Source organism: Dermacoccus sp. PAMC28757 (genome assembly GCF_014302635.1).
Lineage (GTDB): Bacteria > Actinomycetota > Actinomycetes > Actinomycetales > Dermatophilaceae > Dermacoccus > Dermacoccus abyssi.
On record NZ_CP060292.1, the window covers coordinates 1,523,675 to 1,547,457 of the forward strand.

22 protein-coding genes are annotated in these 23,783 nt (G+C 66.4%); 11 read left to right on the top strand and 11 right to left on the bottom strand.

Annotation, left to right across the window (positions count from 1 at the left end):
- Positions 1–11 precede the first annotated feature (11 nt).
- The 5 genes from H7F30_RS07345 to H7F30_RS07365 are packed head-to-tail and all read right to left on the bottom strand — an operon-like array spanning position 12 to position 5,853.
- Positions 12–647 (bottom strand): acetyltransferase, encoded by a 636-nt coding sequence (locus H7F30_RS07345; protein WP_187037704.1) that lies wholly within the window; start codon positions 645–647, stop codon positions 12–14.
- Positions 640–1,314 (bottom strand): sugar transferase, encoded by a 675-nt coding sequence (locus H7F30_RS07350; protein ID WP_187037706.1) that lies wholly within the window; start codon positions 1,312–1,314, stop codon positions 640–642. Before H7F30_RS07350 ends, H7F30_RS07345 begins: the two co-directional genes overlap by 8 nt.
- Complete coding sequence (locus H7F30_RS07355; protein WP_187037708.1) at positions 1,314–2,450, bottom strand: DegT/DnrJ/EryC1/StrS aminotransferase family protein; 1,137 nt, start codon at positions 2,448–2,450, stop codon at positions 1,314–1,316. The genes H7F30_RS07350 and H7F30_RS07355 overlap by 1 nt, the downstream gene beginning before the upstream one ends.
- Positions 2,447–4,384, bottom strand: coding sequence for a nucleoside-diphosphate sugar epimerase/dehydratase (locus H7F30_RS07360; RefSeq protein WP_187037710.1), 1,938 nt, complete (start codon positions 4,382–4,384; stop codon positions 2,447–2,449). The genes H7F30_RS07355 and H7F30_RS07360 overlap by 4 nt, the downstream gene beginning before the upstream one ends.
- The gene (locus tag H7F30_RS07365) at positions 4,381–5,853 is read right to left on the bottom strand and encodes a polysaccharide biosynthesis tyrosine autokinase (RefSeq protein WP_187037712.1); all 1,473 of its coding nucleotides are present in this window, start codon (positions 5,851–5,853) and stop codon (positions 4,381–4,383) included. Before H7F30_RS07365 ends, H7F30_RS07360 begins: the two co-directional genes overlap by 4 nt.
- A 298-nt stretch (positions 5,854–6,151) precedes the next feature.
- Here H7F30_RS07365 and H7F30_RS07370 point away from each other — a divergent pair, with 298 nt between their 5' ends.
- Positions 6,152–7,375: an NADP-dependent isocitrate dehydrogenase gene (locus H7F30_RS07370; protein WP_187037715.1), complete on the top strand. Its 1,224-nt coding sequence runs from the start codon at positions 6,152–6,154 to the stop codon at positions 7,373–7,375.
- Between the two features lie 125 nt (positions 7,376–7,500).
- Here H7F30_RS07370 and H7F30_RS07375 read toward each other — a convergent pair whose 3' ends face one another.
- From H7F30_RS07375 to rfbB, 3 genes are all read right to left on the bottom strand, one after another.
- The gene (locus tag H7F30_RS07375; RefSeq protein WP_187037717.1) at positions 7,501–8,019 is read right to left on the bottom strand and encodes a hypothetical protein; all 519 of its coding nucleotides are present in this window, start codon (positions 8,017–8,019) and stop codon (positions 7,501–7,503) included.
- Between the two features lie 433 nt (positions 8,020–8,452).
- Positions 8,453–9,298, bottom strand: a complete 846-nt coding sequence (gene rfbD / locus H7F30_RS07380; protein WP_047311822.1) for a dTDP-4-dehydrorhamnose reductase — start codon at positions 9,296–9,298, stop codon at positions 8,453–8,455.
- Positions 9,295–10,302, bottom strand: a complete 1,008-nt coding sequence (gene rfbB / locus H7F30_RS07385; protein WP_047311823.1) for a dTDP-glucose 4,6-dehydratase — start codon at positions 10,300–10,302, stop codon at positions 9,295–9,297. Before rfbB ends, rfbD begins: the two co-directional genes overlap by 4 nt.
- A 77-nt stretch (positions 10,303–10,379) precedes the next feature.
- Here rfbB and rfbA point away from each other — a divergent pair, with 77 nt between their 5' ends.
- From rfbA to H7F30_RS07435, 10 genes are all read left to right on the top strand, one after another.
- Positions 10,380–11,267 carry a glucose-1-phosphate thymidylyltransferase RfbA gene (gene rfbA / locus H7F30_RS07390; RefSeq protein WP_047312156.1) on the top strand — a complete coding sequence of 296 codons (888 nt, stop codon included), beginning with the start codon at positions 10,380–10,382 and terminating at the stop codon, positions 11,265–11,267.
- A 3-nt stretch (positions 11,268–11,270) separates the two neighbouring features.
- The gene (locus H7F30_RS07395; RefSeq protein ID WP_129664681.1) at positions 11,271–11,873 is read left to right on the top strand and encodes a dTDP-4-dehydrorhamnose 3,5-epimerase family protein; all 603 of its coding nucleotides are present in this window, start codon (positions 11,271–11,273) and stop codon (positions 11,871–11,873) included.
- 70 nt (positions 11,874–11,943) lie between these two features.
- Complete coding sequence (locus tag H7F30_RS07400) at positions 11,944–12,999, top strand: NAD(P)-dependent oxidoreductase (protein WP_187037719.1); 1,056 nt, start codon at positions 11,944–11,946, stop codon at positions 12,997–12,999.
- A gap of 11 nt (positions 13,000–13,010) precedes the next feature.
- Positions 13,011–13,919 carry a nucleotidyltransferase family protein gene (locus H7F30_RS07405; protein WP_187037721.1) on the top strand — a complete coding sequence of 303 codons (909 nt, stop codon included), beginning with the start codon at positions 13,011–13,013 and terminating at the stop codon, positions 13,917–13,919.
- Positions 13,916–14,188 (top strand): PqqD family protein, encoded by a 273-nt coding sequence (locus H7F30_RS07410; protein WP_129664675.1) that lies wholly within the window; start codon positions 13,916–13,918, stop codon positions 14,186–14,188. The genes H7F30_RS07405 and H7F30_RS07410 overlap by 4 nt, the downstream gene beginning before the upstream one ends.
- 92 nt (positions 14,189–14,280) lie before the next feature.
- Positions 14,281–15,567, top strand: coding sequence for an O-antigen ligase (locus H7F30_RS07415; RefSeq protein ID WP_129664673.1), 1,287 nt, complete (start codon positions 14,281–14,283; stop codon positions 15,565–15,567).
- Entirely contained in the window at positions 15,564–16,466 is a 903-nt protein-coding gene (locus H7F30_RS07420) for a glycosyltransferase family 2 protein (RefSeq protein ID WP_187037722.1), read from the top strand. Before H7F30_RS07415 ends, H7F30_RS07420 begins: the two co-directional genes overlap by 4 nt.
- A gap of 17 nt (positions 16,467–16,483) precedes the next feature.
- Positions 16,484–17,008: a DapH/DapD/GlmU-related protein gene (locus tag H7F30_RS07425; protein ID WP_187037724.1), complete on the top strand. Its 525-nt coding sequence runs from the start codon at positions 16,484–16,486 to the stop codon at positions 17,006–17,008.
- Positions 17,005–18,012, top strand: coding sequence for a glycosyltransferase (locus tag H7F30_RS07430; RefSeq protein ID WP_187037726.1), 1,008 nt, complete (start codon positions 17,005–17,007; stop codon positions 18,010–18,012). Before H7F30_RS07425 ends, H7F30_RS07430 begins: the two co-directional genes overlap by 4 nt.
- Positions 18,013–18,194: 182 nt before the next feature.
- Entirely contained in the window at positions 18,195–18,875 is a 681-nt protein-coding gene (locus tag H7F30_RS07435; RefSeq protein ID WP_222617869.1) for an alpha-1,2-fucosyltransferase, read from the top strand.
- Here the strand turns inward: H7F30_RS07435 and H7F30_RS07440 are convergent.
- From H7F30_RS07440 to H7F30_RS14795, 3 genes are read right to left on the bottom strand one after another with little or no spacing between them, the layout of a single operon-like run.
- Positions 18,831–20,729, bottom strand: a complete 1,899-nt coding sequence (locus H7F30_RS07440) for an ABC transporter ATP-binding protein (protein ID WP_187037730.1) — start codon at positions 20,727–20,729, stop codon at positions 18,831–18,833. The two genes, H7F30_RS07435 and H7F30_RS07440, sit on opposite strands and share 45 nt — an antisense overlap.
- Positions 20,726–21,649, bottom strand: a complete 924-nt coding sequence (locus H7F30_RS07445; protein WP_187037732.1) for a glycosyltransferase family 2 protein — start codon at positions 21,647–21,649, stop codon at positions 20,726–20,728. The genes H7F30_RS07440 and H7F30_RS07445 overlap by 4 nt, the downstream gene beginning before the upstream one ends.
- Positions 21,646–23,748 carry a glycosyltransferase family 4 protein gene (locus tag H7F30_RS14795; protein WP_222617870.1) on the bottom strand — a complete coding sequence of 701 codons (2,103 nt, stop codon included), beginning with the start codon at positions 23,746–23,748 and terminating at the stop codon, positions 21,646–21,648. The genes H7F30_RS07445 and H7F30_RS14795 overlap by 4 nt, the downstream gene beginning before the upstream one ends.
- Positions 23,749–23,783 lie beyond the last annotated feature (35 nt).

The following is a 23,783-nucleotide window of genomic DNA, read 5'->3' on the forward strand; positions in this document are numbered from 1 at the left end:
GTTTCGAATCACTATCTGGCCGGCACCCCCTTGACGACAACCCCCTCCGGCACGTCCCTGACGGCACACGCGCTCGCGCCGATCACGGAGCCGGCACCCACGCTGAGGTTCTGCAAGATCGCCGAATGGGTTCCGAACATGACGCCCTCGTGCGCTTCGACCCACCCGGAGATGGCCACGAGCGGGTTGACCGACACGTAGTCGTGCAGCGTGACGTCGTGGCCGACGGTGGAATTGAGGTTGAGATGCACCGAGCGTCCGAGAGTCACGTTGGTCGTCACGCGGACGCCGGCACAGATGATTGATCCCTCACCGATCCGAACGTCACCGCCGAAGGTCGCGCTCGGATGGACGAGGGTCGCTGGTCGCCACCCGGCCTCGACGAGCTTCGTATCGAGCGTCTTGCGAACCTGCGGACTGCCGATTCCAATGGCGAACTCGGCTGCGTCGTACTGGGCCAGTACAGCGTCGAGGCTACCCAGCACACGGCTACCACGACGCTCCACAAGGGCCGTGTTCCGCTCGGATGCGGCATCGTCCGCGTATCCGAGAAGGTTGTACCTCGGGGCCTGCGCGTTCAGCGCGTCGATGATGTCGTGCACCTCGCGGCCGAAACCGCCGCAGCCGATGATGACGATGTCACGCATTGCGCGTCTCCAGTCTATGTTGCTCCGCCACGGTCTCGCTCACATCCGGATCGTCCACTCCACCCGAGCCGCCCATGAACTCGTGCATCGTCACGACGCCATCGGCGGAGATGCCCTCGCGACGAATGACGCCCTTGAGGGTCTTGAGCAGGATGTCGAGATCCATGCGCCAGTCGTGGTCGTCGACGTATCGCACGTCGTAGGCGAACTTCTCTTCCCACGAGATCGCGTTCCGTCCGTTCACCTGGGCCAGGCCCGTCAGGCCGGGCCGCACCTCGTGGCGGCGCGCCTGCTCGGGGGAATAGCGCTCCAAATAGGCCATGAGCAGCGGGCGGGGGCCGACGAGCGACATGTCGCCCTTGACGATGTTCCACAACGTCGGGAGTTCGTCGAGGCTGGTCGAACGGAGGAAGGCGCCGAACGATGTCATTCGCTGCTCATCCGTCACCCACCCGCGCGACTCGTCGACGGGCAGCATCGTGCGGAACTTGATCATCGTGAACGGCTTGCCGTCACGCCCCGGGCGTTCCTGACGAAAGAGCACCGGGGAGCCGAGCTTCGCGCGCACTGCGAGCGCGATACCCGCCTGGACCGGCAACGACGCAGCGAATACCGGCACGGTCAAGGCCAGGTCCGTGGCGCGCTTGAGGAGGGGCTGACGGCGCATCAGCCGGCCACCAGTTCCCGGAAGGTGGCGATGACGCGGGCGACGTCGTCGTCGGAGAGGTCGACACCGGACGGCAGGTTCAGCCCCGAGTGGAACAGGCCTTCGCTCACCTGGCCACCGAAGGCGCGAGCGTCCGCGTACATGGGCTGCAGGTGCATCGGCTTCCACAGGTGGCGAGCCTCGATGTTGCGTGCATTGAACCCTTCGACGACACCGTCGATGAAGCCGGGCTCACGGCCCTCAACGACGGCGCCGGTCAGCCAGCAGTTGTCGTGGCTGTCGTCGAGACCCTCGCCGCGGCCGAGGAGACGCACGTTGTCGAGGTCGGAGAAGCCCTCCGAGTAGAGGTCACGGATCTCGCGGCGGCGCGCGATCATCGCGTCGAGCCGCTCGAGCTGGCCGATGCCCAACGCAGCGAGCAGGTTCGACATCCGGTAGTTGTAGCCCACCTCGGTGTGCTCGTACCAGGGCGCAGGCTGACGTGCCTGGGTCGAGAGATAGCGGGCCCGGGCGAGAAGGTCGGTGTCGTTGCTCAGCAACATTCCGCCGCCAGAGGTCGTCATGATCTTGTTGCCGTTGAACGAGACGGCCGCGCACGAGCCGAAGGCGCCGCACGAGGTGTCGTCGAGCGAAGCGCCGAGCGCCTCGGCGGCGTCCTCCACGAGCGGAATGCCTCGTTCGGCGAGGGCGGGGGAGAGCGTCGTGTAGTCGACCGAACGGCCATACAGATCCACCGTGACGACGGCCGAAACGTTCTCACCCTCGGCCCGGAGGGTATCGACAGCTTCGATCAGGCGAGCCACGTCGACGTTGGCGTCGCTCGCCTGGGCGTCGACGAAGACGGGCTCTGCGCCGGTGTACTTGATGGCGTTCGTGGTAGCGGCGAACGTCATGGTCGGGACGACAACAACCGTTCCGGGGGCGACGCCGTGGTGGAGCAGCGCCAGATGGAGTGCGGCGGTGCCCGACGAGAGCGCCAGTGCGCCTGCGACGCCGGTGTACTCGGCGATCTCGGCCTCGAAACGGTCGACCATCGGCCCGAGTGGGGCAACCCACCCCGAGCGCAGGGCCTCGACCACCAGTTCTTCTTCACGCGCCGTGACGGTGGCCTTCGACAGGTGGATGCGCTCGTTCATCGGATGCTCTCTTCGTGCTCGTTCGTCGCGGTGTCGGGGCCCAGATTGGGCCCCTCAGCGGTGATGTCGATGTCCGCACTCGGGTCGTGGTCGCGGTGGCCGCCCGACTGCTCGACCATCCAGGTGAGCGCCTGGGCCGGTGTGTCGAAGCGCTGGCCGCGCACGTCACCTGCGTCGATCGCAGGCACCTCGACGTGCGAGACGAGCGGGTGCTCGGAGGTCTGAATCTGCTCGCCCGGCGTGAACAACTGCTCCGAGAGCTTCTCGCCCGGGCGCAGCCCCGTGTACTGGATCTCCACGTCGTGCTTGCCCGACATCTCGATGAGAGTGCGGGCCACCTCGACGATCTTTACCGGCTTGCCCATGGCGAGCACCATGACCTCGCCGTCGGTGCCGATCGCCGAGGCCTGCAGCACGAGCTGGCACGCCTCGGGGATGAGCATGAAGAACCGCTCGACGTCGGGGTGCGTCACGGTCACCGGGCCGCCACGCTCGATCTGGGCTGTGAAGGCGGTGATGACTGAACCGCGCGAGCCGAGCACGTTGCCGAAGCGCACGCTCACGTACGTCTCCTCGTTCCCGGCAGAGGCGAACGATGCGGTCAGGCGCTCCGCCAGGCGCTTGGAGTAACCGAGCACGGACGAGGGCCAAGCCGCCTTGTCGGTGGAGACGTTGACGAAGGTCTCGACACCGACGGCGCGGGCCGCCTCGAGCACGTTGAGCGTGCCCAGCACGTTCGTCTTCCAGGCCTCGGCGGGGAACTGCTCGAGGAGCGTGAGGTGTTTGAGTGCGGCCGCGTGGAAGACGACCTGCGGCTTCTCCCGCTCGAAGATGACGCGTAGGGCGTCGGGGTCGCGGATGTCGCACAGCGCCAGGGTGCCGTCGTCGAGCAGTGCCCGGCCCGTCATCGACATCTGGGCCGCGTGCATGGCCGACTCGTCGCGATCGAGAAGGACGAGCTTCGCGGGTCCGTAGCGGTCGATCTGACGGCACAGCTCGGAACCGATGGAGCCACCTGCGCCCGTCACGAGGACGCGCTTTCCGGCGATGGAGTTGCGGATGGCCGTCTGGTCGAGCTCGATGCGTTGGCGGCCCAGGAGATCCTCGAGGTTGAGGTGACGCAGGTCGGCGCCTCGCGGCGCGTGGAAGAGTTCATTGACCGGGGGGAGGATGAGAACGTCGAGGCCGGCCAGGCGCCCGAGGTCACTGATCTCACGCAGGTCTTCACCGGGCATCGTCGTCGCCGCGATGATGAGGGCCTTCGCCTGGGTGCGCTCGGCTACATCGGTGATGTCGTCCCGCGTGCCGCTGACGCGAAGACCGTCGATGCTGAGGCGACGCTTGCCGGGGTCGTCGTCGAGCAGAGCGACAGGAACGTACCTGTCTCCCTCGCTCGTGTCGCGATGGAGATTGCGCACGAGTTGACGCCCCATGTGGCCCGCACCGAAGACGATGGCCCGCACGTCCTGCTCTCGCACGGTCTGACGCCCCCAACGCCACGAACGCACGAGGAAGCGCAGCGTGAACATGCCCAGCAGTGCGAACACCGGTGTGGTGAAAGGAAGGCTGCGTGGCACATCGGGTGCGCCGAACACGAGGCGCACCACGGCCAGAACGAGGGCGGTGACGAGGATCGCGCGGATGAGATCGGACGTCTCCTCGAACGAACCTCGCATGTGGCCGATACCGTACGGACCTATCACCATGCCGACGGCCGCATACACCACGACCGCCAGGAGACCGAAGAGAGCGATCTCTTGGGTCGTCGACGCGGTGGCGTCGAGGTCGTAGCGCACCCACGCGGCCATGAAGGCGGAAATGAGCACGACGACAAGGTCGACCGCGAACCAGCCGTACCGCACAGCACGATCGCGCTCGCGGTGGGTGCGGCCGTGAGCGCGCGCTGATGCTTTCGCGTCGGTGCTCTGGCTCATCGGCCCAGGCGCTCCCGACGGCGTAGCGGCGCGGGCTCACCGCCGGTGCGTCCTGCGCCGCTCCTGGTCGCCTCGACAACGGCCTTGGCCTCCGGGTCGGCTTGGGGACCTTCCTCGTTCTCGAACGACTCGTAGCGGTAGTCGTAGTAGTTGCCGCGGCTGCCGCGTTGCACGCGGTTGAGGACGATGCCGAGAACGTTCGCGTTGACTGCGTCAAGAGTGTCGAGAGCCTCCAGCATCTGGTCGCGATTGACGATGCCGGCGCCGGCAACGAGCACCGTGCCGTCCGTGCGGCGCGAGAGGACGGCGGCGTCCGTCACCGGAAGCAACGGCGGAGCGTCGATGACGACGTAGTCGAAGCGGCCCCGCAGGTCGTCGAGAACGGCCTTCATCGGTTCGGAGCCCAGCAGTTCGCTGGGGTTCGGGGGAGTGGCGCCGGAACCGATCACCATGAGGCGGTGTTCGCCGAAGCGCTGGGCGACGTCCTTGAGGGCCACTCGACCGATGAGGACGTCGGTGAGGCCGACACCGCCTTCGAGGCCGAGGTAGCTCAGCAGGCGGGGGCGGCGCAGGTCGCCCTCGATGAGGCAGACGCTCGAGCCGGAGTTGGCCAGCGCGAACGCCAGGTTGGCCGTCGTTGTCGTCTTGCCCTCACCGGCCAGTGAGGAGGTGACGGTGATCACCTGAGGGTGGTCGGTCGCGTCGACGAACTGCAGGTTGGTGCGCAACGAACGGAAGGCCTCCGCGCGCGAGGAGTGCGGGTTCGCCTGGAGGATGAGGGGGTGCTTGGGGGCGTCGCTGTCGTAGGGAATCGCGCCGAGCACGGTGACGTCCTCGGCTGCGGCCTCGACGTCGGCCTTGTTGCGGATCTTCGTGTCGAGACGGTCACGCAGGAGAGCCAGCGCCGTGCCGCCCAGGAGGCCGAGCAGCGCACCGAGGAGAAGGTTCATGGGCCAGCTCGGGCCCACCTTCACCCCCTTGGTGGGTGTCTGGACGAGGGAGACCTTGACCGGGCTGGGCTTGGACGCGGAGACGCGCTCGAGTTCGTCGACCGACTTCGGGAACTGCTTGCCGAGAGACGTCGCGATGGCGGTGGCGCGCTTGGCGTTCGTGTCCGTCACCGTCGTGTCGATGATGACGGTGTCGGGCGCGGCCTTCGCGGCGACCTTCGGCTCGATGCTGGATGCGCCGTCCTTGATGCCCACCTCCTTGGCCACCGGGCCGAGCACCTGCGGCGTCGTCATGAGCTGGGTGTAGCTCTTGACGCGCGCCTGGGTGAACGTGCCGCCCTGCGCGAGCTGGGAGTTGTCCGACGCATCGGCTGTGGAGACGAAGAACCGGATGCTCGAGCTGTAGGTCTTCGGCGTCAGGAGCGTCAAAAGAGCGGCCAATGACAAGGCGATGAGCGTGCAGCCCACAATGATGCGCCACCGCTTGCGCAGCGCGCGCAGGTAACTCTGAAGCTCCACCGAGGATTCCTTCGCAGTCGTTCCCTCCCGCGTCGAGACGTCCAAGCGGGCTGACAGTCGCATCAGAGGATACGGAAAGAGTCGATCGGTCACCAAAGTGTCGACGAACAAATCGGCGCGGGCTCTTTAGGTCAGACGTGCGACTTTCGTGCTCGGGGGTAGCGTCGGCCCGTTTGTGACCATGCCTCTGCGTGCTCCTCGCCCGCCGACGCCGCCTCGTCTTTCTGGCTCCCGCGGGGAAGGGATAGCCTGGACGCGGTATCACCATCCACGTCGCAGAGTCAGGAGCCAAACAGGCATGGAGAAGATCAAGGTCAAGAACCCCGTCGTCGAACTCGACGGTGACGAGATGACGCGCATCATCTGGCAGTTCATCAAGGACCGCCTGATCCACCCGTACCTCGACGTCGACCTCAAGTACTACGACCTCGGCATCGAGAACCGCGACGCCACGGACGACCAGGTCACCGTTGACGCGGCCAACGCCATCAAGGAGTACGGCGTGGGTGTCAAGTGCGCCACGATCACGCCCGACGAGGCGCGCGTCGAGGAGTTCGGCCTCAAGGAGATGTGGAAGAGTCCGAACGGCACGATCCGCAACATCCTCGGCGGTGTCATCTTCCGTGAGCCGATCATCATGAGCAACGTGCCGCGCCTCGTGCCGGGCTGGACGAAGCCGATCATCATCGGTCGCCACGCTCACGCCGATCAGTACAAGTCGCAGAACTTCAAGGTTCCCGGCGCCGGCACCGTCGAGATCTCCTACACGCCTGCCGACGGCGGCGAGAAGGTCGTCTACGAGGTCGCCGAGTTCCCCGCAGAGGGCGGCGTCGCGATGGGCATGTACAACTACAACAAGTCGATCGAGGACTTTGCCCGCGCGTCGTTCAACTACGGCCTCGAGCGGAACGTTCCGGTCTACCTGTCCACGAAGAACACCATCCTCAAGGCGTACGACGGTGCGTTCAAGGACATCTTCCAGGACGTGTTCGAGCGCGAGTTCAAGGACGAGTTCGACAAGCGCGGCCTCACCTACGAGCACCGCCTCATCGACGACATGGTCGCTGCGGCGCTCAAGTGGGAGGGCGGCTACGTCTGGGCCTGCAAGAACTACGACGGCGACGTCCAGTCCGACATCGTGGCCCAGGGCTTCGGCTCGCTCGGCCTCATGACGTCGGTCCTCATGACGCCGGACGGCAAAACCGTCGAGGCCGAGGCTGCGCACGGCACGGTGACGCGTCACTACCGTCAGCACCAGCAGGGCAAGGAGACGTCGACGAACCCGATCGCGTCGATCTTCGCCTGGACGCGTGGCCTCGCCAAGCGCGGTGAGCTCGACGAGACGCCCGAGGTGACGAAGTTCGCCGAGACGCTCGAGCGTGTGTGCATCGAGACCGTCGAGAGCGGCAAGATGACGAAGGACCTGGCCCTGCTCATCGGCAAGGACCAGCCCTACCTCAACACGCAGGACTTCCTCGCCGCCATCGACGAGAACCTGACGAAGGCCATGCAGCAGGCCTGACGCAGGATGCGCCATACGAGAAGGCGGCCCACTACCCGTGCAGGGTGGTGGGCCGCCTTCTCGTTCGCATTGCGGGGCGGCTATGCAGCCGAGCACCGAGTGAGGCACTCGATCCCCGAGGGGCGTCAGCAGTTGTTCGCGATGACGGAGAACCTCATGCCCGCGATGTAGATGCCCTGGCTGCGGTCGACGCGCGAGTACCTTTGCGCGTTGCTCCAGTAGGTGAGGGTCACGCTGCTCGTGGGTGCCTGGTATGTGACGTTGAGGTTACCGGCGCTCGACGTCGTGTCCGCGAAGGCGGTGTTGCTCGAGGCGGCCGTGGCTGGGGAGTCGGTAGTGCCCGTGCCAGTCACGCCAGAGGCGGCAGTGGAGGAGAAGGCGCCTGACAGCTCGACGACGTCCCAGAAATCCCCCTCCGTGCTATCGATGTCCGTCACGGTGAACGCCAGGTTGGACACGCTGACCGGTTTGCCGTCGGCTCCAGTGAACGCGAAGGTGTACGTACCGCGGGCCGCGCGCTTAGGCGTGGAATAATCCGGTGTGGTGACGGTCTGCTGGATCTTCAGGCCGCTGGTGAATGAGCCGCCGACCTGACCAACTGTGGTGAGGTTGGTGTCACCGGTAGTCTCGGTACCGGATTTCATCGCGCCTGTGTACGAGGCCGTGACCGTCAACGTGATTGGTGGCGCGGACGCATTCTGGCTCGTGGCCCGGATGCTCGCCTTTGTGCTTGACGTTCGCACGAAGCTCGAGTTCGACCAGTCGATCGTGTAGCTGACCGGCGGGCACGGGGATGCAGCCGCCCGTGGCGCGGCCGCGCCCACCACGATGGCCGGCGCAGCCCAGGCGCTGCCTCGTACCACCCTCCTGCGTGTGATGCCGTGGTGTGACGCGTTCATTTCTCTCCCTGCGGTAGTCGTAGCTGCGTCCCTATTGTAGGGCGCGTTAAGCATGACGTCCGACCAAATGGGCGACGCGGGGGGAGCTCCCGGCTCAAGTGGTCTCTCCTGGAACGTTTCCGGGAAGGATGTGTTTCTTGTCACATCCGGCCGGTAGGGGAGTCGATGGCGACCCTGCCTAACTTGCGCCGACTCGGCAGGTCGACCGGAGGTAGGCCGCGAGGGAAACGTGCCACTCCGGACGGGGCGGACCGCCTGAATGCGCCAGCACGCTGTTCGCAGGTCGATGCGCGGGCCGGGGGAATGCCTCGCTCGTCGTGGGGTTGACGCGCTCGGGGTCGAGGCCGCTCAGGCGGAAGATCTCGCGCGTGAACTCGTACCACGTCGTCGAGCCCTTGCTCGTGCCGTGGTAGTACCCGCCCGGGGCCTTCGCCTCGATCAGGTCGACGACGTAGTGCGCGAGGTCGCGGGTCCACGTCGGTTGACCGTGCTGATCATCGACAACGTTCAGCGTCTCGTGCGCCTGCGCAAGGCGGAGCATCGTCGCCACGAAGTTGGGGCCGTGTTCGCCGTAGAGCCACGCTGTGCGCACAACGAGGGCGTCCGGGTGCTCCGCTCGGACGGCCCACTCACCGGCGGCTTTGCTGCGTCCGTACACCGAGCGAGGTGCCTGCGGGGCATCCTCGGGGTAGGGCTCGCTGTCCCCGCCGTCGAAGACGTAGTCGGTCGAGATGTGCACGAGACGTGCCCCCGCCCCGCGGGCGGCACGGGCGACGTTGCGCGCACCGACGGCGTTCAGGGCGAAGGCCGCGGCTTCGTCGGACTCAGCGGCGTCGACGGCAGTGTAGGCGGCCGCATTGACGACGACATCAGCGCCGGCCGCGGCTGCTCGCGCGGCCTCGAGGTCACGGATGTCGCAGTCAGCCGAGCCCAAAGCCGTAACCTCGTGCCCGCTCTCGCGAACCACCGCGGCGAGGTCGGTGCCGAACATCCCCGTTCCGCCGGTGATGACCCAGCGGCTCAACGCTTCTCGATCTTCTGCGTCTTCGCGTACTTCGCCTCGGTCTCGTCCTTCATCGGACGCCACCAGGATTCGTTCTCGCGGTACCAGTCGATGGTTGCGGACAGTCCATCGCTGAACGTCGTGTACTTCGGCACCCAACCCAATTCGTCACGCAGCTTCGTCGGGTCGATCGCGTAGCGCCGGTCGTGACCAGGACGGTCGGTGACGTGGTCGTAGTCTCCGGCGTCCTTGCCCATCGTCGTCAGGATCGACTCGACGACGGTCTTGTTGTTCTCCTCGCCGTCGGCGCCGATGAGGTACGTCTCGCCGATACGACCGCGCTCGATGATGGCCCACACGGCCGAGTTGTGGTCGTCCACGTGAATCCAGTCGCGCACGTTGAGACCGTCGCCGTAGAGCTTCGGGCGCACGTCGTCGATGACGTTCGTGATCTGGCGGGGAATAAACTTCTCGACGTGCTGGCGAGGGCCGTAGTTGTTCGAGCAGTTCGAGATGGTGGCCTTGACCCCGAAAGACCGCACCCAGGCGCGCACGAGAAGGTCGCTCGCGCCCTTCGTCGAGGAGTAGGGGCTCGACGGGTTGTACGGCGTGGCCTCGGTGAAGCGCGCCGGGTCGTCGAGTTCGAGGTCGCCGTAGACCTCGTCGGTAGAGATGTGGTGGTAGCGCACCTCGTGCTTGCGCACCGCCTCGAGAAGCGAGACCGTGCCGAGCACGTTCGTGTCGACGAACGGCCACGGGTCGGCGAGCGAGTTGTCGTTGTGGCTCTCCGCCGCGAAGTGCACGACGACGTCGGAGTCAGCTACGAGGCGGTCGACGAGTTCGCGGTCGGCCACATCGCCCTCGACGAAGGTGATGTCGTCCTCCACACCGTCGAGTGAGCGCGTCGTACCCGCGTACGTGAGCTTGTCGAGCACCGTGATCTGCGCGTCGGGTCGCTCCCGGCGGGTGAGGTGGACGAAGTTGCTGCCGATGAATCCGGCTCCACCGGTGACGAGAACTCGCATGGCGGCAAGTATACGGGGGCGGGCGCCATCCCGATCTTCGAGGACTTCGGCATAGCCCGGCCAGTATGCTCAACCGCATGAAGGGCATCATTCTGGCCGGGGGCTCGGGCACACGGCTGCACCCCATCACCCGCGGCATCAGCAAGCAGCTCATGCCGGTCTACGACAAGCCGATGATCTACTACCCGCTCTCGACGCTCATGATGGCGGGCATCCGCGACATCCTCGTCATCACGACGCCGCATGACGCGGAGCAGTTCCAGCGGCTCCTGGGTGACGGAACCACCTGGGGAATGAACATCCAGTACACGGTGCAGCCTTCGCCGGACGGGCTGGCGCAGGCATTCATCCTCGGCGAGGAATTTCTCGACGGTGACAGTGCCGGCCTCGTGCTCGGCGACAACATTTTCCACGGTGCGGGAATGGGGACGGCGCTCCAGCGCCGTATCCCCTCCGAGGGGGGCCTCATCTTCGCCTACCACGTGACCAACCCGACCGCCTATGGCGTTGTCGAATTTGACGAGAGCGGTACAGCGATCTCTCTCGAGGAAAAGCCGAAGGAGCCCAAGTCGGACTTCGCCGTCCCGGGCCTCTACTTTTACGACAACACAGTCGTCGAGCGCGCGAAGGCGCTGGAGCCCAGCCCGCGAGGAGAGCTCGAGATCACGTCGCTCAACGAGGCCTACCTCGACGAGGGAACACTCACCGTCGAGGTGCTGCCGCGCGGTACGGCGTGGTTCGACACGGGTACGTTCGAGGGCCTCATGACCGCCTCACAGTTCGTCTCCGTCGTCGAGCAGCAACAGGGCCTCAAGATCGGTTGCATCGAGGAGGTCGCCTGGCGCAACGGGTGGATCACCACCGAGCAGCTGCTCGATCTCGCCGCGCCCTTGGAGAAGAGCGGGTACGGCACGTACCTCACCCGTATCGCGTCCGACCCCCGACCCATGCCGAAGGTGTACTGACCCGTGCAAATCACGCCGCTGCGAATCGAAGGCGCCTACCGCGTCGCTCCACGCCAGTTCCCCGATGACCGCGGTGTCTTCATGGAAGGCTTCCGCGGCGACAAGCTAGCCGAACACATCGGCCACGAGATGCGCGTCGTGCAGACGAACATCTCCGTCTCCTCCCGCGGGGCGGTGCGTGGAATCCACTTCGCCGACGTTCCCCCGTCACAGGCCAAGTACGTCACTGCGGTGAGTGGCTCTTTCCTGGACTTCGTCGTGGACATCCGCGTCGGCTCACCGACGTTCGGTGAATGGGAGAGCGTGAGACTCGACACGGACTCCCGTGTGGCGGTGTACCTGAGCGAGGGCCTCGGGCACTGCCTCGTCGCCCTTGAAGACAACTCGACGGCCGTGTACCTGTGCTCGCAGCCGTACAACCCGACGGGGGAACACGGCATCAACCCGCTCGATCCCCGCGTGGGCCTCGACCTCCCTGCCGACCTGGAGCCGGTTGTCTCGGCCAAGGACGCCGCGGCGCCGAATCTCGAGGAAGCTGCTGCTCAGGGCCTGCTCCCGAACTATGACGATTGCCTCGCGCTCGCGGAAAGCCTGCGCCGCGCTTGAGACCGTTGGTTTCGGAGTGGTTCGACGACGCCTAAACTGGACTCTCCCGTACGTCAGACCGGAAGGCACCATGGCGATTCTCATCACCGGAGGCACCGGTTTCATCGGGCAGTACCTCGCTCGGGCGCTCACCCCTGAGCACGACGTGGTTGCGCTCGATCTGCTCAGTGCACAGGTTCACGCGGACCCTGACGCGGCCGCGTCGCGCTTTCCCGGCGAAGTGATCCGCGCTGACGTGAGTGACCCGGATGCCTGGGGCCGGCTCGATCGCCCCGAGGCGGTCGTGCATCTCGCCGCTGAGACCGGTACCGGCCAGTCGATGTACGAGCAGGATCGTTACCGGCTCGTCAACGTCGAAGGCACCCGACGCGCAGCGGAGGCCGCGCGCGCCTGGGGCGTGCCCCTCGTTGCGATGTCCTCGCGAGCTGTCTACGGCAACGGACGCTTCTCCTGCCCGGAACACGGCGACTCCTATGCCGAGCCGTGTTGTGCGAAGGCGGTGCCGGCCGCGTCGCGTGAAAGCGACCCGCACCGCCCCGTCTCCGTCTACGGCGAGACGAAGTCGCTCGGCGAGCAGCTTCTCGGCGAGTACGCCCGCGAGATTCCTGTGGACGTCGTTCGCCCGCAGAACGTCGTGGGCTTCGGCCAGGCGCTGCACAACCCCTACACGGGGGTGCTTGCGGCCTTTCTCGCCCGGCTGCGAGAGGGGCGGCCCCTCTCGGTGTACGGCGACGGAACGGCGACACGTGACTTCGTGCACGTGAGCGACGTCGCAGCGCTCATCGCCTGGCTGGTCGAACATCCGACCGCGCCTGGCACGCCGCGCGTGCTGAACTCCGGCACGGGAGAACGGATGACCCTCACCCACCTGGCAAAGACGGCACGGCGTGCAGCGCCTCTGGAGAGTCCGCCTCCGGAACATGTGGACGTCCACCGCGCAGGAGACATCGACCACGCTGTCGCTGACCTCACGGCGCTGCGTTCCTCGGGTGCGCCCTTACCCTCCCTCTCGAGTGAGGACGCTGTCACCGACTTCATCACTCGTTCGTGGGAGGTGCCGGGGGCAGACTCGAGCGCCTGGGATTCTGCTCTCGACGAGCTCGGCCGCCGCGGCCTCACCTCTTGAGCTGGACCGGCATGGTTCAGATAGGTCACGGCAAGGTCGCAGAGGCCTGGGGCGCAGCAGTCGACGTGCCTGATCGGGTGCGCCTCGAGCTGCTGCACGGCTACGTCCAACTCGTGGCGCAGGAGTGCGGTGTCCGCGTGCTGCACCTCAAGGGCGCAGCGGTGCACGAGGGTCTTCGGCGTGGGCACGGAACGAGCTTCGACGTCGACGTCCTCGTTCATCCGGACGACGTAGCTCCGTTCCTCGACGCCCTTTCCACCCTGGGGTGGGAGAGGCTGACCGGTTTCGAGGAAGGCTCGGCGTTCGGGCACGCCACCAACATGCGCCACGAACTGGGGCTCATCGACCTGCACCGGCATTGGCCTGGTTTCGAGGTGTCGCCTGTCGAAGCCTTCGAAACCCTCTGGAGTCGGCACGAGGAGATGTCGATCGCCGAGGTTCCGTGTCCGGTGCCCTCCTTGGACGATCAGCGACTCATTCTCCTTCTTCACCACGCACGCAGCGGGTCTGGTTCGACACGTGACCTCGAGGCGGGTTGGGCCGACTCCGACGAGGCCACCCGTCGTCGTATCCGTGACCTCGCGAAGCAATTCGACGCCGAGCTCGCGCTCGCGGCTGCCCTGGGCCAGCTCGAGAACTTCCGCAGCCGACCAGGGTACGCACTGTGGCGCTACTTCGTCCGTGGCGAGCAGAGCCGCTGGGAGGAGTGGTGGGGCCGCTACGAAGCAGCCACAGGAGTGCGTGCCAAGATGCTCGTTCTTCGGGGTCTCGTCTCCGTCAACGCAGACCTGCTGCGCTTCGATCTGGGGCACGAACCGACGACCCGTGAGTACGCCCACGCTTACCGCCTCCGTCTGCGCACAGCCGTCGGCGACCTCGTCAGCTCCGCGCGACGACGACGCAAGCAGGGGCAACGATGACCTGGCGAATCCCTGGTGACGTCGCCGTCACCTACGACGAAACCCACGAGCGCTTCTGGGCCCTTCGCGTCGGAAGCCGCGAGCCGCACGGCCTGTCCGTCCACGGCTACGTCATCTGGCAGGCAGCCGATGGGGCGGCCTCGACGGAGCAGGTCGCGGACCGCATCGCAGGAGAACACGAAGTCGATGTCACCGCTGTCCGGTGCGATGTCGAGGCCTTCGTGCCGCATCTGCTCGATGTCCGCCTTCTCGACGAGGTGACGGCATGACCCGTTTCGAGCAGGAGTCTGCGTGGGGCCGCCTTCTCTCAGACGGAGGCGGTGCGAACGTCCGCGGCGGCGTCAGGGGTGATAGCCCAGGCGTGCGCGACCCAGCAGAGCCGGGCGCGATGGAGGAGCACAGGTCCGTCCACGACGCCCCATCCGGTGCCCTCGAGCGGCGTCTCCTGGCCGTCGGGCACAGCGTGCGCACCTTCGCCGGCCCCATCGTGCTGCTCGACTGCCTTCTCGGGTTCCTCTTCATGTGGGCGGGCTACCCGATCACCGCGACGCTGCCGGGCGGTGTGGCCGCGGCGGTGGCGGTCATCGCCGTGGGTGTCTTTCGGCCCTCGACGCTGAAGGTGAAATGGGGCAGCCTGCTCTTTCTCCTCGGCATGGCGCTGCTCGTGTTCCTCGTGGTCGTGTCGATGCTCAACGGCCAGCCCTGGACGCAGCGCATCGGCAAGTTCGCCCTGCTTCTGCTCCTGTGCTCCGTGTTGGCCACGGGGCGCATCAACGTGCGCTCGCTCGTCATCGGCGGGTGCCTGGGTGCCGTGGTCAACGTTCCGCTCTTCTACGCCGGCCTCACACCGAACAACTATCCCCCGTATCTCACCGGCTTCTACGGCGACAAGAACGTCGCGGGCCTGTACTACGTCGTCTGGGGCATTCTCGGGCTCCTGGCCTTGAGAGGTCGCTTCACGAGCCTCGCATGGATCGTCGTCTCCTTCGGGCTTCTGTTCGCCACGGGATCGCGCACGTCCATCGCTGCCTACCTGGGAGCACTTGCCTGGTTGGCGTTCCGCAATCGGGTGGGCGTCAGTTATCGGCTCATCTACGCGGCCCTCGGCCTCGTCACCCTGACGTGGGCGGTGAACAACCTGGCCGAGTCGAAGGTGTTCGGTGATCGCACGGGAAGTGACTGGTATCGCGAACAGGTCGAACTGGCGATGCAGTCAAAGGCTGACATCACTCCCTGGTACGGACTCGGGCTCAACGAGGGCCAGGTCGTCATCGGAACGCGACCGCAGTGGTTCCACGACTCCTACGTCCAGGCCTTCGTCGAGGGTGGCTATCCGAACCTGTGGATCGTCACAGGGGCGTTCCTCCTGCTCGGCGTCGGGCTCCTCGATCGTCGCCTGCACATCAGTCGCGAGTTGCTCGTCGCCGAGGGCGCGACGATCGCCATGATGGTCTGCGCGTGGAAGCTCGGTGAGACCCTCATGACTCCTGCTGCCTTCCTCATCCTCGGCATCGCCGTCGCGTACCGCCTCGGCACACCGATCGAGCGTGACGACGTGTGGGCCTGGCAGCATCTCGAGTTCGTCGATCCGGAGCAGACCTCACCCAAGAAGCACCAGCCGTCACCGAGCCGAGGAGCCACACTGTGAGACCGGCGCTCAGCATCGTCGTGCCGCACTACGGCGACCCGCAACCGACGCGTGATCTCCTCGCGCAGCTCGCTGCACAGCGTTACGAAGGAGCCGTTCAGGTGATCGTCAGTGATGACGCGTCCCCTGAGCCCTTCACAGCCGACGGGTGCGACGTCGTTCGTCGCGACCGCAACGGGGGTTTCGGCTCGGCGGTCAACTCCGGCGTCGCGGTTGCCGAGCACGATCTCCTGCTCGTACTCAACAGCGACATCACGATCGAGGAGAGCTTCCTCGCCGAGCTGGTCGACGGCGCGGAGCTATGGATGCCGGCCGTCGTCGCCACCCGCGTGGAGGAGCCGTTCGGTTCGCGCTGCGTTGGACGGCTCTGGCCGCGCGCACGCCACGTCGTCCTCGAGAACCTCGAGCCGCTTGCGCGCTTCCACGGTCGGCCGTGGTTCGAGAAGCAACTCGGTAACGACCTCAGTTCGTGGGACGCGCCAGTGGCCATGCCGACGGACTGGGCAACGGGCATTTGCCTGTTCATGCCGGCGGATGCCTTCCGCGCAGTCGGTGGCTTCGACGAGGACTTCTTCATGAACTGTGAAGAAGTCGACCTTCAGCGCCGCCTGCATCGTCGCGGCCTCCCAACCGTCATTCTGCCCGCCCCACTCATTCGCCACATCGGTGGCGGATCGTCCGATTCTGCTCGGCGCTCGCAGTGGCTCATGGACGCGCGTCTGCGCTACCACGAGAAGTGGCACGGCGGGCCCGGCCTCGCCCTCGGGCTCGGCTCCGCGGCCGTGGTCAACCTTGCGTGGAACTCGGCGCGTGCGCTCGCTGGGCGCGACGTGGACGCCCGCGGCGGCTATGAGCGTCAGATCTCTCTTGTACGTCATGCCTGGAGGAACCGTCGATGAACGTGGCACAACTTCTCGTGGAGAAGGGCGCCGGCCTGCGCTATCGCCGGGCTCAACTCCGGGCACCGATTCTGCGTCGAGCATTCGGCGGGCTCGGTGCGGGGAGCGTGATCATGGCACCCCTGTATCTCCGGGGCGTTGATCGCATCCACCTCGGCGACGGCGTGCTGGTGCGTGACGGTGCGTGGCTTGCCACGGAGAACGAGGTCTCGTCCTTGCGGATCGGAGACGACACTTACATCGGACACCGCGCACACCTGCATTCGATCGACCCCGTGGTCATCGGACGCGGCTGCGTCTTCGCCGACAACGTCATGGTCTCGACGACCGACCACGACCGCCGCGACCGACACCAGGTTCACGGGACGGGACCGATCACCATTGGTGACGACGTGTTCCTGGGCCAGAACGTCGTCGTGCTGGGCGGTGTCTCGATCGGGGACGGGGCCACGGTCGCCGCTGGTGCCGTGGTGAATAGTGACGTTGCTGCGGGCGCTGTTGTCGGGGGAGTGCCCGCGCGTGAATTGGGAGTGACCGCATGACGCGGCGAATGCTCATCGTGTCGCCGAGCTTCCACGGCTACCACGCAGCGATCGCGCGAGCGTTCGAGAAGCTCGGTTACGACGCCGTGACGTACTGCTACGACGCGGTTGACTCGACGGCCGAGAAGGTCTGGAACAAGCTGCGCTACGAGCTGCCGACGAAGCTCGTCGGGGGCGACGCGCACCAATCCGCGGACACCTCTTCACGGCGGGCGGCTGAGCGCGTCCGCGACGTGGCGCCGGACGTCGTCCTCGTCGTTCGCGGCGACACGCTCACGGAGGAGTTCTGGCAGGTCGCGTCCGCAGGTGGGCGACCCGTGGTCGTGTGGATGTACGACGAGATGCGGAGGACGGCGTTCGACGCTTCGCTCGTTTCGAAGTACGCGCGCATCGCGAGCTACAGCCCACTCGACGTGCAGGCTTTGGTGGCCGAGGGGATCGAGGCACTCCACGTTCCGCTCGGCTATGACGACACGGCCGAGCCCAATGCGAGCACCGAGGGAATCGGTGTCGTGAGCTTTCTCGGCGCGCCATCTCCCAAGCGTCACGGCGCGCTTCTTGCCCTGCACGAGGCAGGAATCCCGGTGCGTGCCTGGGGACGCGGGTGGTCGGACCATCCCTTCGATCGTGCTCGTACGTGGCGCCTTTCCTCCAGTGGTTTGCCGAACGGTCGTGACACGCCGGGACCCGTCGCACACGCGATCATGCGGAACTCGATTGCCACGCTCAACATTCACGGCGACCAGGACGGATTCACGATGCGCACGTTCGAGGCTGCCGGCAGCGGCGGCGTGCAGCTCGTGGACCGAGCCGACGTCAGCGAGGTTTACGTTACTGGTGAGGAAGTGTTGGTGTTCGAGAACGCCGAGGAACTCGTTGAGATCGCCCGCCGAGTGGAGGCAAGACCGGAAGGCTTCGTTGCATTGAGGGAAGCGGCACGTCGTCGCACCCTCGCCGAGCACACCCTTCGGCACCGTGCGCAGCAGCTGGAAGGGCTGTGGTGAGGGATCTTCCGAACGTGAGGCAGTGGCCGGGGGCGATGGTTCGCGCTGGGCTGGGCATTGCGCGTCGGCGCAGTTCGCGGCTCGTCAACATGCCGCCCGAGAGCGGCATCGGCGTGGGGAACATGTTGAGCTTCTGGCTGTGGGCCCACGCTGAGCGGAGAGCGGGGCGCGATGCGTGGACGATGCGGACGACCGCGATGGACCCTTGGCTCGCGCAGTTCCCTACCGTTCGCGACCTTCTCATCGATCGATCGGAGATCGGACTGCTCAGCGCGCGCACTCTGGTCTGGGGGCAGGAGTGGGATCTCCACCCGCGGGACGTCCTCGAGGACTTCGTAAGGCAGCGGATTCTCACCGCGCCGCGACTCGAAGGGGCACGCGCAGCAGATTCGGATAACCGCAGCCTCACGATCAACGTACGCCGAGGCGACTATTACTCCGACCCCAGATGGCACGCCCTGTACGGCTTCGACATCGATGCCTATGTGCGCGTGGCGTTCGACGGTGCCCGGCGACAAGGGCCGATCGAACGCATCAACGTCGTCAGTGATGATGCCGAGTGGTGTCGTCGAAACCTGAGCTGGCTGGCGGACAAAGGTCGAGACGTGGCCTGGCACGGGCCGAACGGCGATCCGATGGACCACTTTGTACGCCTCGCATCGGCGCGTCGGCTCATTCTCGGCAACTCGTCGTTCTCCTACTGGGGCGCCTACGTCAGCAATGTCCTGCACGGCGACAACCACGAACTCGTCTGGGCTCCGCGGTTCCATCGCCGCGACATCAATGACGGCGTCGCCTGGCAGCTCGACCCGACATGGTCAGTCGTGCGTCACATTCCCGGTGGTTGGGCGCTCGCCGACTGATCGATCCGTGGCTCCGTCCAACGTGCCCAGGGCCACGAGCCGAGCGAACTCGGGCGAGGCCTCGACGACCTCCGAGAACGTCCCCAGGGCCGCAACGCGACCTTCGCTGAGGAAGGCCAGGGCATCGACATCGCGCACCGTCGACAGGCGGTGCGCCACGAGGATCGTCGTGATGTGTCCGTGCAGAGCGGAAAGCGTGGCCGTGATCTGGTGTTCCGTTTCGTTGTCGAGTGCGGAGGTGGCTTCGTCTAGCACGAGGACCTGCGGGTCACGGTACAAGGCACGGGCGATGCCGATGCGCTGGCGCTGACCGCCCGAGAGGCGCGTACCGCGTTCGCCGACGAGCGTCTCCAAGCCCTCGGGCAAGCTGTCGAGCAGGCCACCGAGGGCCGCACGCTCGAGACACTCGCGCACCTTCGCCTCGTCACGTTCCTCCGCCGTTAGGCCGAAGGCCACGTTGCCCGCCAACGTCGAATCGGTGATGTAGACGTCCTGAGGGACATAAGCGACGATGTCGTGCCACGCGTCACCTGCCGTGTCGGTCGGCACGTCGTTGAACGTCACCGTCCCGGAGGTGGGGGTGATGAGGCCGAGGATGATGTCGACGAGAGTCGTCTTGCCCGAACCACTGATACCGCACAGGGCGAGGGACGAGCCGGAAGGCACTCGCAACGAGATGTGGGAAAGGACATCGGCGTCACCGTCGGGGTAGCGGAAGCTCACGTCATGCACCGCGATGGCTCCACCTCCCCGGGGCATGGCCGGGGCAGAGCCTTGACGTCGAGGAGCCCGCGCGACGCCGGCGTCGAGGCTCCGCAGAGAGTCGACGGTGATGGCGAGACCCTCTCTGCCCACACGGATGAAGCCGACAGTCGCGGTCAGAGCGACCATGAGCGGCAACATCTTGACCGTCGCCGCGACGAAGAGACTCATCGTCGGCATCGCCTGATCCGCAGAACCGGTGAGGATCGCAACCACGATGAAGGTTGTGAGTCCCACCATCGTCACGAGTTCGAGGACGTACTTCGGCAGCGTCGAGTAGTAGTTGGCCCGCATCGATGCCTCTGCGGTTCGGCGGTTCGCGACGTCGAACTTGTCGACGAAGTACCCGCGGGCGTTGTGGAGAACAGCCTCGCGGAAGCCGTGCATCGCATCGACGAGAGCGTGGCTGCTCACCCAGGAGGTGTGCTGGGCTTCCTTGCCCGCTCTGCGGTTCGCGGGTCCGAGAAGACGCTGAAGGAGGAGAACCGCGGTACCGAAGTAGAGCACGGCGACCAGCGTCGGCACAGGGGAGACCACGAGCAATAGCACCACGATGAGGACGACGGACAGCAACGAGCTCAGGGCGGACAGGAACCCGCCGAGAACACGCGCGTGAGCGTCGGTGACGGCGGTCCCGACGTTCCGGATGAGCTCACCCGTGTTGCGGCGACGGTGCGTGAGGAAGCTTTCCGACATGTAGGCACCGAGAAGCCGACGAGCAGTCTGTGTCTGCAGCCGGGCCACGTACCGCGCGCTCCACCACGTGAGCCAGAGGGCCAGCACGGCCTTCAGGACGAAGGTCGCGATCATCCCGCCGGCCAGGAGGAGCACGAAGGTGTGCTGGGAAGGCTTGCCGAGCAGCGAATGCAGGGCGCCGAGGGTTCCTTCGTCGAGGGGCGCTCCCATCATGATCTGCATGAGTGGGAGGATCGCCGCGACGCCGAGGAGGTCCATCGCTGCGAGCACGAACTGTACGAGGCCGGTGAGGACGAAGCGTCGTCGATCGGCAGGGGTGAACGTGCCGAGGAGGTAGCGAACGTCCTGGATCATCGAGCGCTTTGCCGGGGTTGCCGGGCCTGTTGCCGAGGTCATGTTCGGTCCTGACCCGAGCGGTAGCCGGACGCCCCGGCAGCCTCGACCGTCAGGGCGACCAGCTTGCGGCCGATGCTGTTCGGCAGCGGGCCGATGAGGCGGTCGACAGCCTCGGCGATGACGGGCGTGGTGGTGGGTGTCATCGTTCGCGACGCAGCGACGACGGCCGCGTTCCACGGCGAGGAGAGTGCCCGCAGGGACGAGCCGGACGACCCTTGCCCGTGAAGGCGGTCGAAGGTGTGGCGGGCCTTGCCCGACATCAGAGCACGGTTCGCGCGAGCGACGGTGTTCACCGACGCCATGTGGTGACGCACTTCTGCGTCGGGCACCAGTGCGATCGGAAGCCCGAGACGGTGGAGCCGGTAACCGAAGTCGACATCCTCCCAGCCATATCCGCGGTAGCGCGTGTCGAAGCCGCCGAGTTCGACAAAGGTCTCGCGCCGCACCGATGTGTTACCGCCCCACAGTTTCCAGCGCTCGTCCGGCTCGGTGGCGTAGGCGTCGCGTCGGCTGCGCTCGTCGGCGTCACGTCCGTAGACACGCATGTACGCATTCTCTGGCGCGATGTTGATGGGCAGGCCCACGGCGCCGCACAGCCGTTCGTCGTGGGCAGCCACGTGGGCGGCGACATGGCCGGGGGCCGGCTCGAAATCGTCGTCACACCGGATGAGCACATCACCTTCGGCTGCCTCGAAGCCGGCGTTGAGCGCGGAAACGCGTCCCCGGTTCTCCGGAAGCACGACGGCACGCAGCGGCAGGTCGCCGTAACGCTCGACGACGGCCGCCGAGTCGTCGATGTCGCCGTCGATGACGACGAGGGCCTCCCAATCGGTGTGGGTCTGGTGGCGAAGGGCGTCGAAGAGGACGGGGAGCCGCTCGGCTCCACCGCGTGTGGGCACGATGAGAGAGGCGCTGGTCATGAGTGGCTCACGTCCGCGAGAACGGAGTCCAAAAGCGCAGCGAGGCGTGCTCGTCCCGCCTCGGGGGAGAAGGTCTCGGACCACACCGAGTGGGAACGCTCGGTCACCGTGGACCAGTCCGCGTCCAGGGCGCGGACGAGTGTTTCCGCCAAGGCGTCGGGGTCCCCTGCGGGCGCAATGAACGGATACTCGGCACCGACAACTTCCGGGAGGGCACCTGCGTCGGAGACGACGAACGGGCACCGAGCGGACATGGCCTCGGCCGCGACCAGGCCAAACGACTCGGCGGCGACCGAGGGGAATACGGCAAGATCGACCTGGTCGAAGAAGTCACGACGGTCCACCCAGCCTCGTCGTTCGACCCTGTCACCCAGGCTTTCGAGGTCAGCTTCGATTCGGGCGGCGGTCGTGGCGTCGACGAAACGGGCCTCGCCGGCGATGAGCAAGCGGATGTCGTGGCCGTTGGCGATCATCCTGTTCACTGCTTCGGTGAGAACGCCGACTCCCTTGTCCTCGGACACGCGTCCGAGGAAGCCGATGACGTAGGGATTCCGCTGTGGCGTACGCGCCACCTCAAGGGGCGCGACCCAGTTCTCGAGGACCCTCGAGCCAGGCAGCAGTTCGGCGACGAAGCGAGACGGCACGATTGTCGCGAGTGCTCCGTGCCGCGCGGCACGGGCAGCCAACGCTGTCTTCCCTGCGGGCAGTTGGTGAAGGTGGACCACACGGCGGGGGAGGCCGGCCGTGGCGAACGCCGGTCGAAGGCCGTTGCACCAGAGGAGGTTCGCGTCATGCTGACGCGCCCACGAACGAAGATTTTGGGCGTATGAGCGGGCGCCCTCGCCCCTGATGGGCTCGACCACGAAGCCGGCCGCGCGGGCCGTGTCGGCGACCTTGGACGGAGTCGCGGGTGCGGCGACGGTGACGTCGTGACCCAACTCTCGGGCGGCTTCCGCGATGGCGAGGAGCATGACTTCGCCACCGCCGATCTCGCCCTGGTTGGACAGCAGCGCGATGCGGCGCCCGCCGGGAGGGGGATCGCTCGGAAGTTTCTTGCTCTGAAGGCCCGCGTAGACCTGCAGAACCTGATCCGCCATCTCTCGGACCGTCGGGATGGATTCCGGAAGACAGGGACGCCGCGACAGATCGAGACCCTGCTCGACGACGGCATCGACCATCGCCGTGTCGTCATCGAGGGAAGCGAGCGCGTGCCCGGGGAGGATCTCGGGATTGCCACCGATGTTGCTCGCCACGACGCCCATGCCTGCGGCCACGGCGTCGAGCAGCGTGTAGGAGAGATTGTCGGCTCGCGAAGGCTGGAGCAGAACGTCGTGCTCCGCCATCGCACGGTTCGCGTCGATGAATCCGGCGAAGGTCGTGGCGTGGTCGACGCCCAGCTTGCGGGCGCAAGCGCGAAGCTCGTTCTCGAGGGGCCCGGTACCGCCGATCGTCAGCGTCGCTTCGGGGTGCTTCGCGAGGACGCCGGCGAAGACTCGCAGAGTCATCTCGAGGTTCTTCTCCCGGTCGAGGCGGGTGAGCGACAGCAGGCGCAGGCCGGGCCCACGCTCCGGGGTGCCCTGGGGCCGGTCGACGCCGTTCTTGACGACGGTGATGGGCGCTGTCGGCTTCCAGAAGCGCAGCATGTCCCGCTTGGTCGATTCACTCACGGCGAGAAGGTGATCGAACCGTCGGATCCGCATGTGGTGTGCGGCCTGACGGCTGAGCGCCTTCGCTCGTGAGCTGTGCAGCGCGAGGGGTTCCTCGGGGATGTGGTGCTCGGTCGAGACGAGGGTGGTCGGCAGGCCGACGGTGGCCATCGTGGCGAGGAAGTCGGCCTTGGCCAGGTGCGAATGGACGATGGCCGGGGAGAGCTTCGTGACGATGTCGCGCAGCTCGGTGACCGCGCCAGGAACGGACTGATCGACGTTCAGCGGGACGACGGGGCAGCCCTGTCCACGCAGTTCGTCCAGGAGCGGGCCCTCCGGCGCCGCCACGACGAGACGCCAGCCAGGTAGACCGACACGCGCCGCATCGATGATGTGGCGGGCGACACCGGCCAGGTTCGAGACGGGGCAAACCCAGAGCGTCAGAGGACTCACCAAGCTCCTTCCGTAGACATCCGGCTCCCGTCGTA

Excerpts from the sequence above, each read along its gene's own strand:
- H7F30_RS07345 (WP_187037704.1), bottom strand. The coding sequence starts at position 647 with ATGCGTGACATCGTCATCATCGGCTGCGGCGGTTTCGGCCGCGAGGTG.
- H7F30_RS07350 (WP_187037706.1), bottom strand. The coding sequence starts at position 1,314 with ATGCGCCGTCAGCCCCTCCTCAAGCGCGCCACGGACCTGGCCTTGACC.
- H7F30_RS07355 (WP_187037708.1), bottom strand. The coding sequence starts at position 2,450 with ATGAACGAGCGCATCCACCTGTCGAAGGCCACCGTCACGGCGCGTGAA.
- H7F30_RS07360 (WP_187037710.1), bottom strand. The coding sequence starts at position 4,384 with ATGAGCCAGAGCACCGACGCGAAAGCATCAGCGCGCGCTCACGGCCGC.
- H7F30_RS07370 (WP_187037715.1), top strand. The coding sequence starts at position 6,152 with ATGGAGAAGATCAAGGTCAAGAACCCCGTCGTCGAACTCGACGGTGAC.
- H7F30_RS07375 (WP_187037717.1), bottom strand. The coding sequence starts at position 8,019 with ATGAAATCCGGTACCGAGACTACCGGTGACACCAACCTCACCACAGTT.
- rfbB (WP_047311823.1), bottom strand. The coding sequence starts at position 10,302 with ATGCGAGTTCTCGTCACCGGTGGAGCCGGATTCATCGGCAGCAACTTC.
- rfbA (WP_047312156.1), top strand. The coding sequence starts at position 10,380 with ATGAAGGGCATCATTCTGGCCGGGGGCTCGGGCACACGGCTGCACCCC.
- H7F30_RS07400 (WP_187037719.1), top strand. The coding sequence starts at position 11,944 with ATGGCGATTCTCATCACCGGAGGCACCGGTTTCATCGGGCAGTACCTC.
- H7F30_RS07405 (WP_187037721.1), top strand. The coding sequence starts at position 13,011 with ATGGTTCAGATAGGTCACGGCAAGGTCGCAGAGGCCTGGGGCGCAGCA.
- H7F30_RS07410 (WP_129664675.1), top strand. The coding sequence starts at position 13,916 with ATGACCTGGCGAATCCCTGGTGACGTCGCCGTCACCTACGACGAAACC.
- H7F30_RS07430 (WP_187037726.1), top strand. The coding sequence starts at position 17,005 with ATGACGCGGCGAATGCTCATCGTGTCGCCGAGCTTCCACGGCTACCAC.
- H7F30_RS07435 (WP_222617869.1), top strand. The coding sequence starts at position 18,195 with ATGCGGACGACCGCGATGGACCCTTGGCTCGCGCAGTTCCCTACCGTT.
- H7F30_RS07440 (WP_187037730.1), bottom strand. The coding sequence starts at position 20,729 with ATGACCTCGGCAACAGGCCCGGCAACCCCGGCAAAGCGCTCGATGATC.
- H7F30_RS07445 (WP_187037732.1), bottom strand. The coding sequence starts at position 21,649 with ATGACCAGCGCCTCTCTCATCGTGCCCACACGCGGTGGAGCCGAGCGG.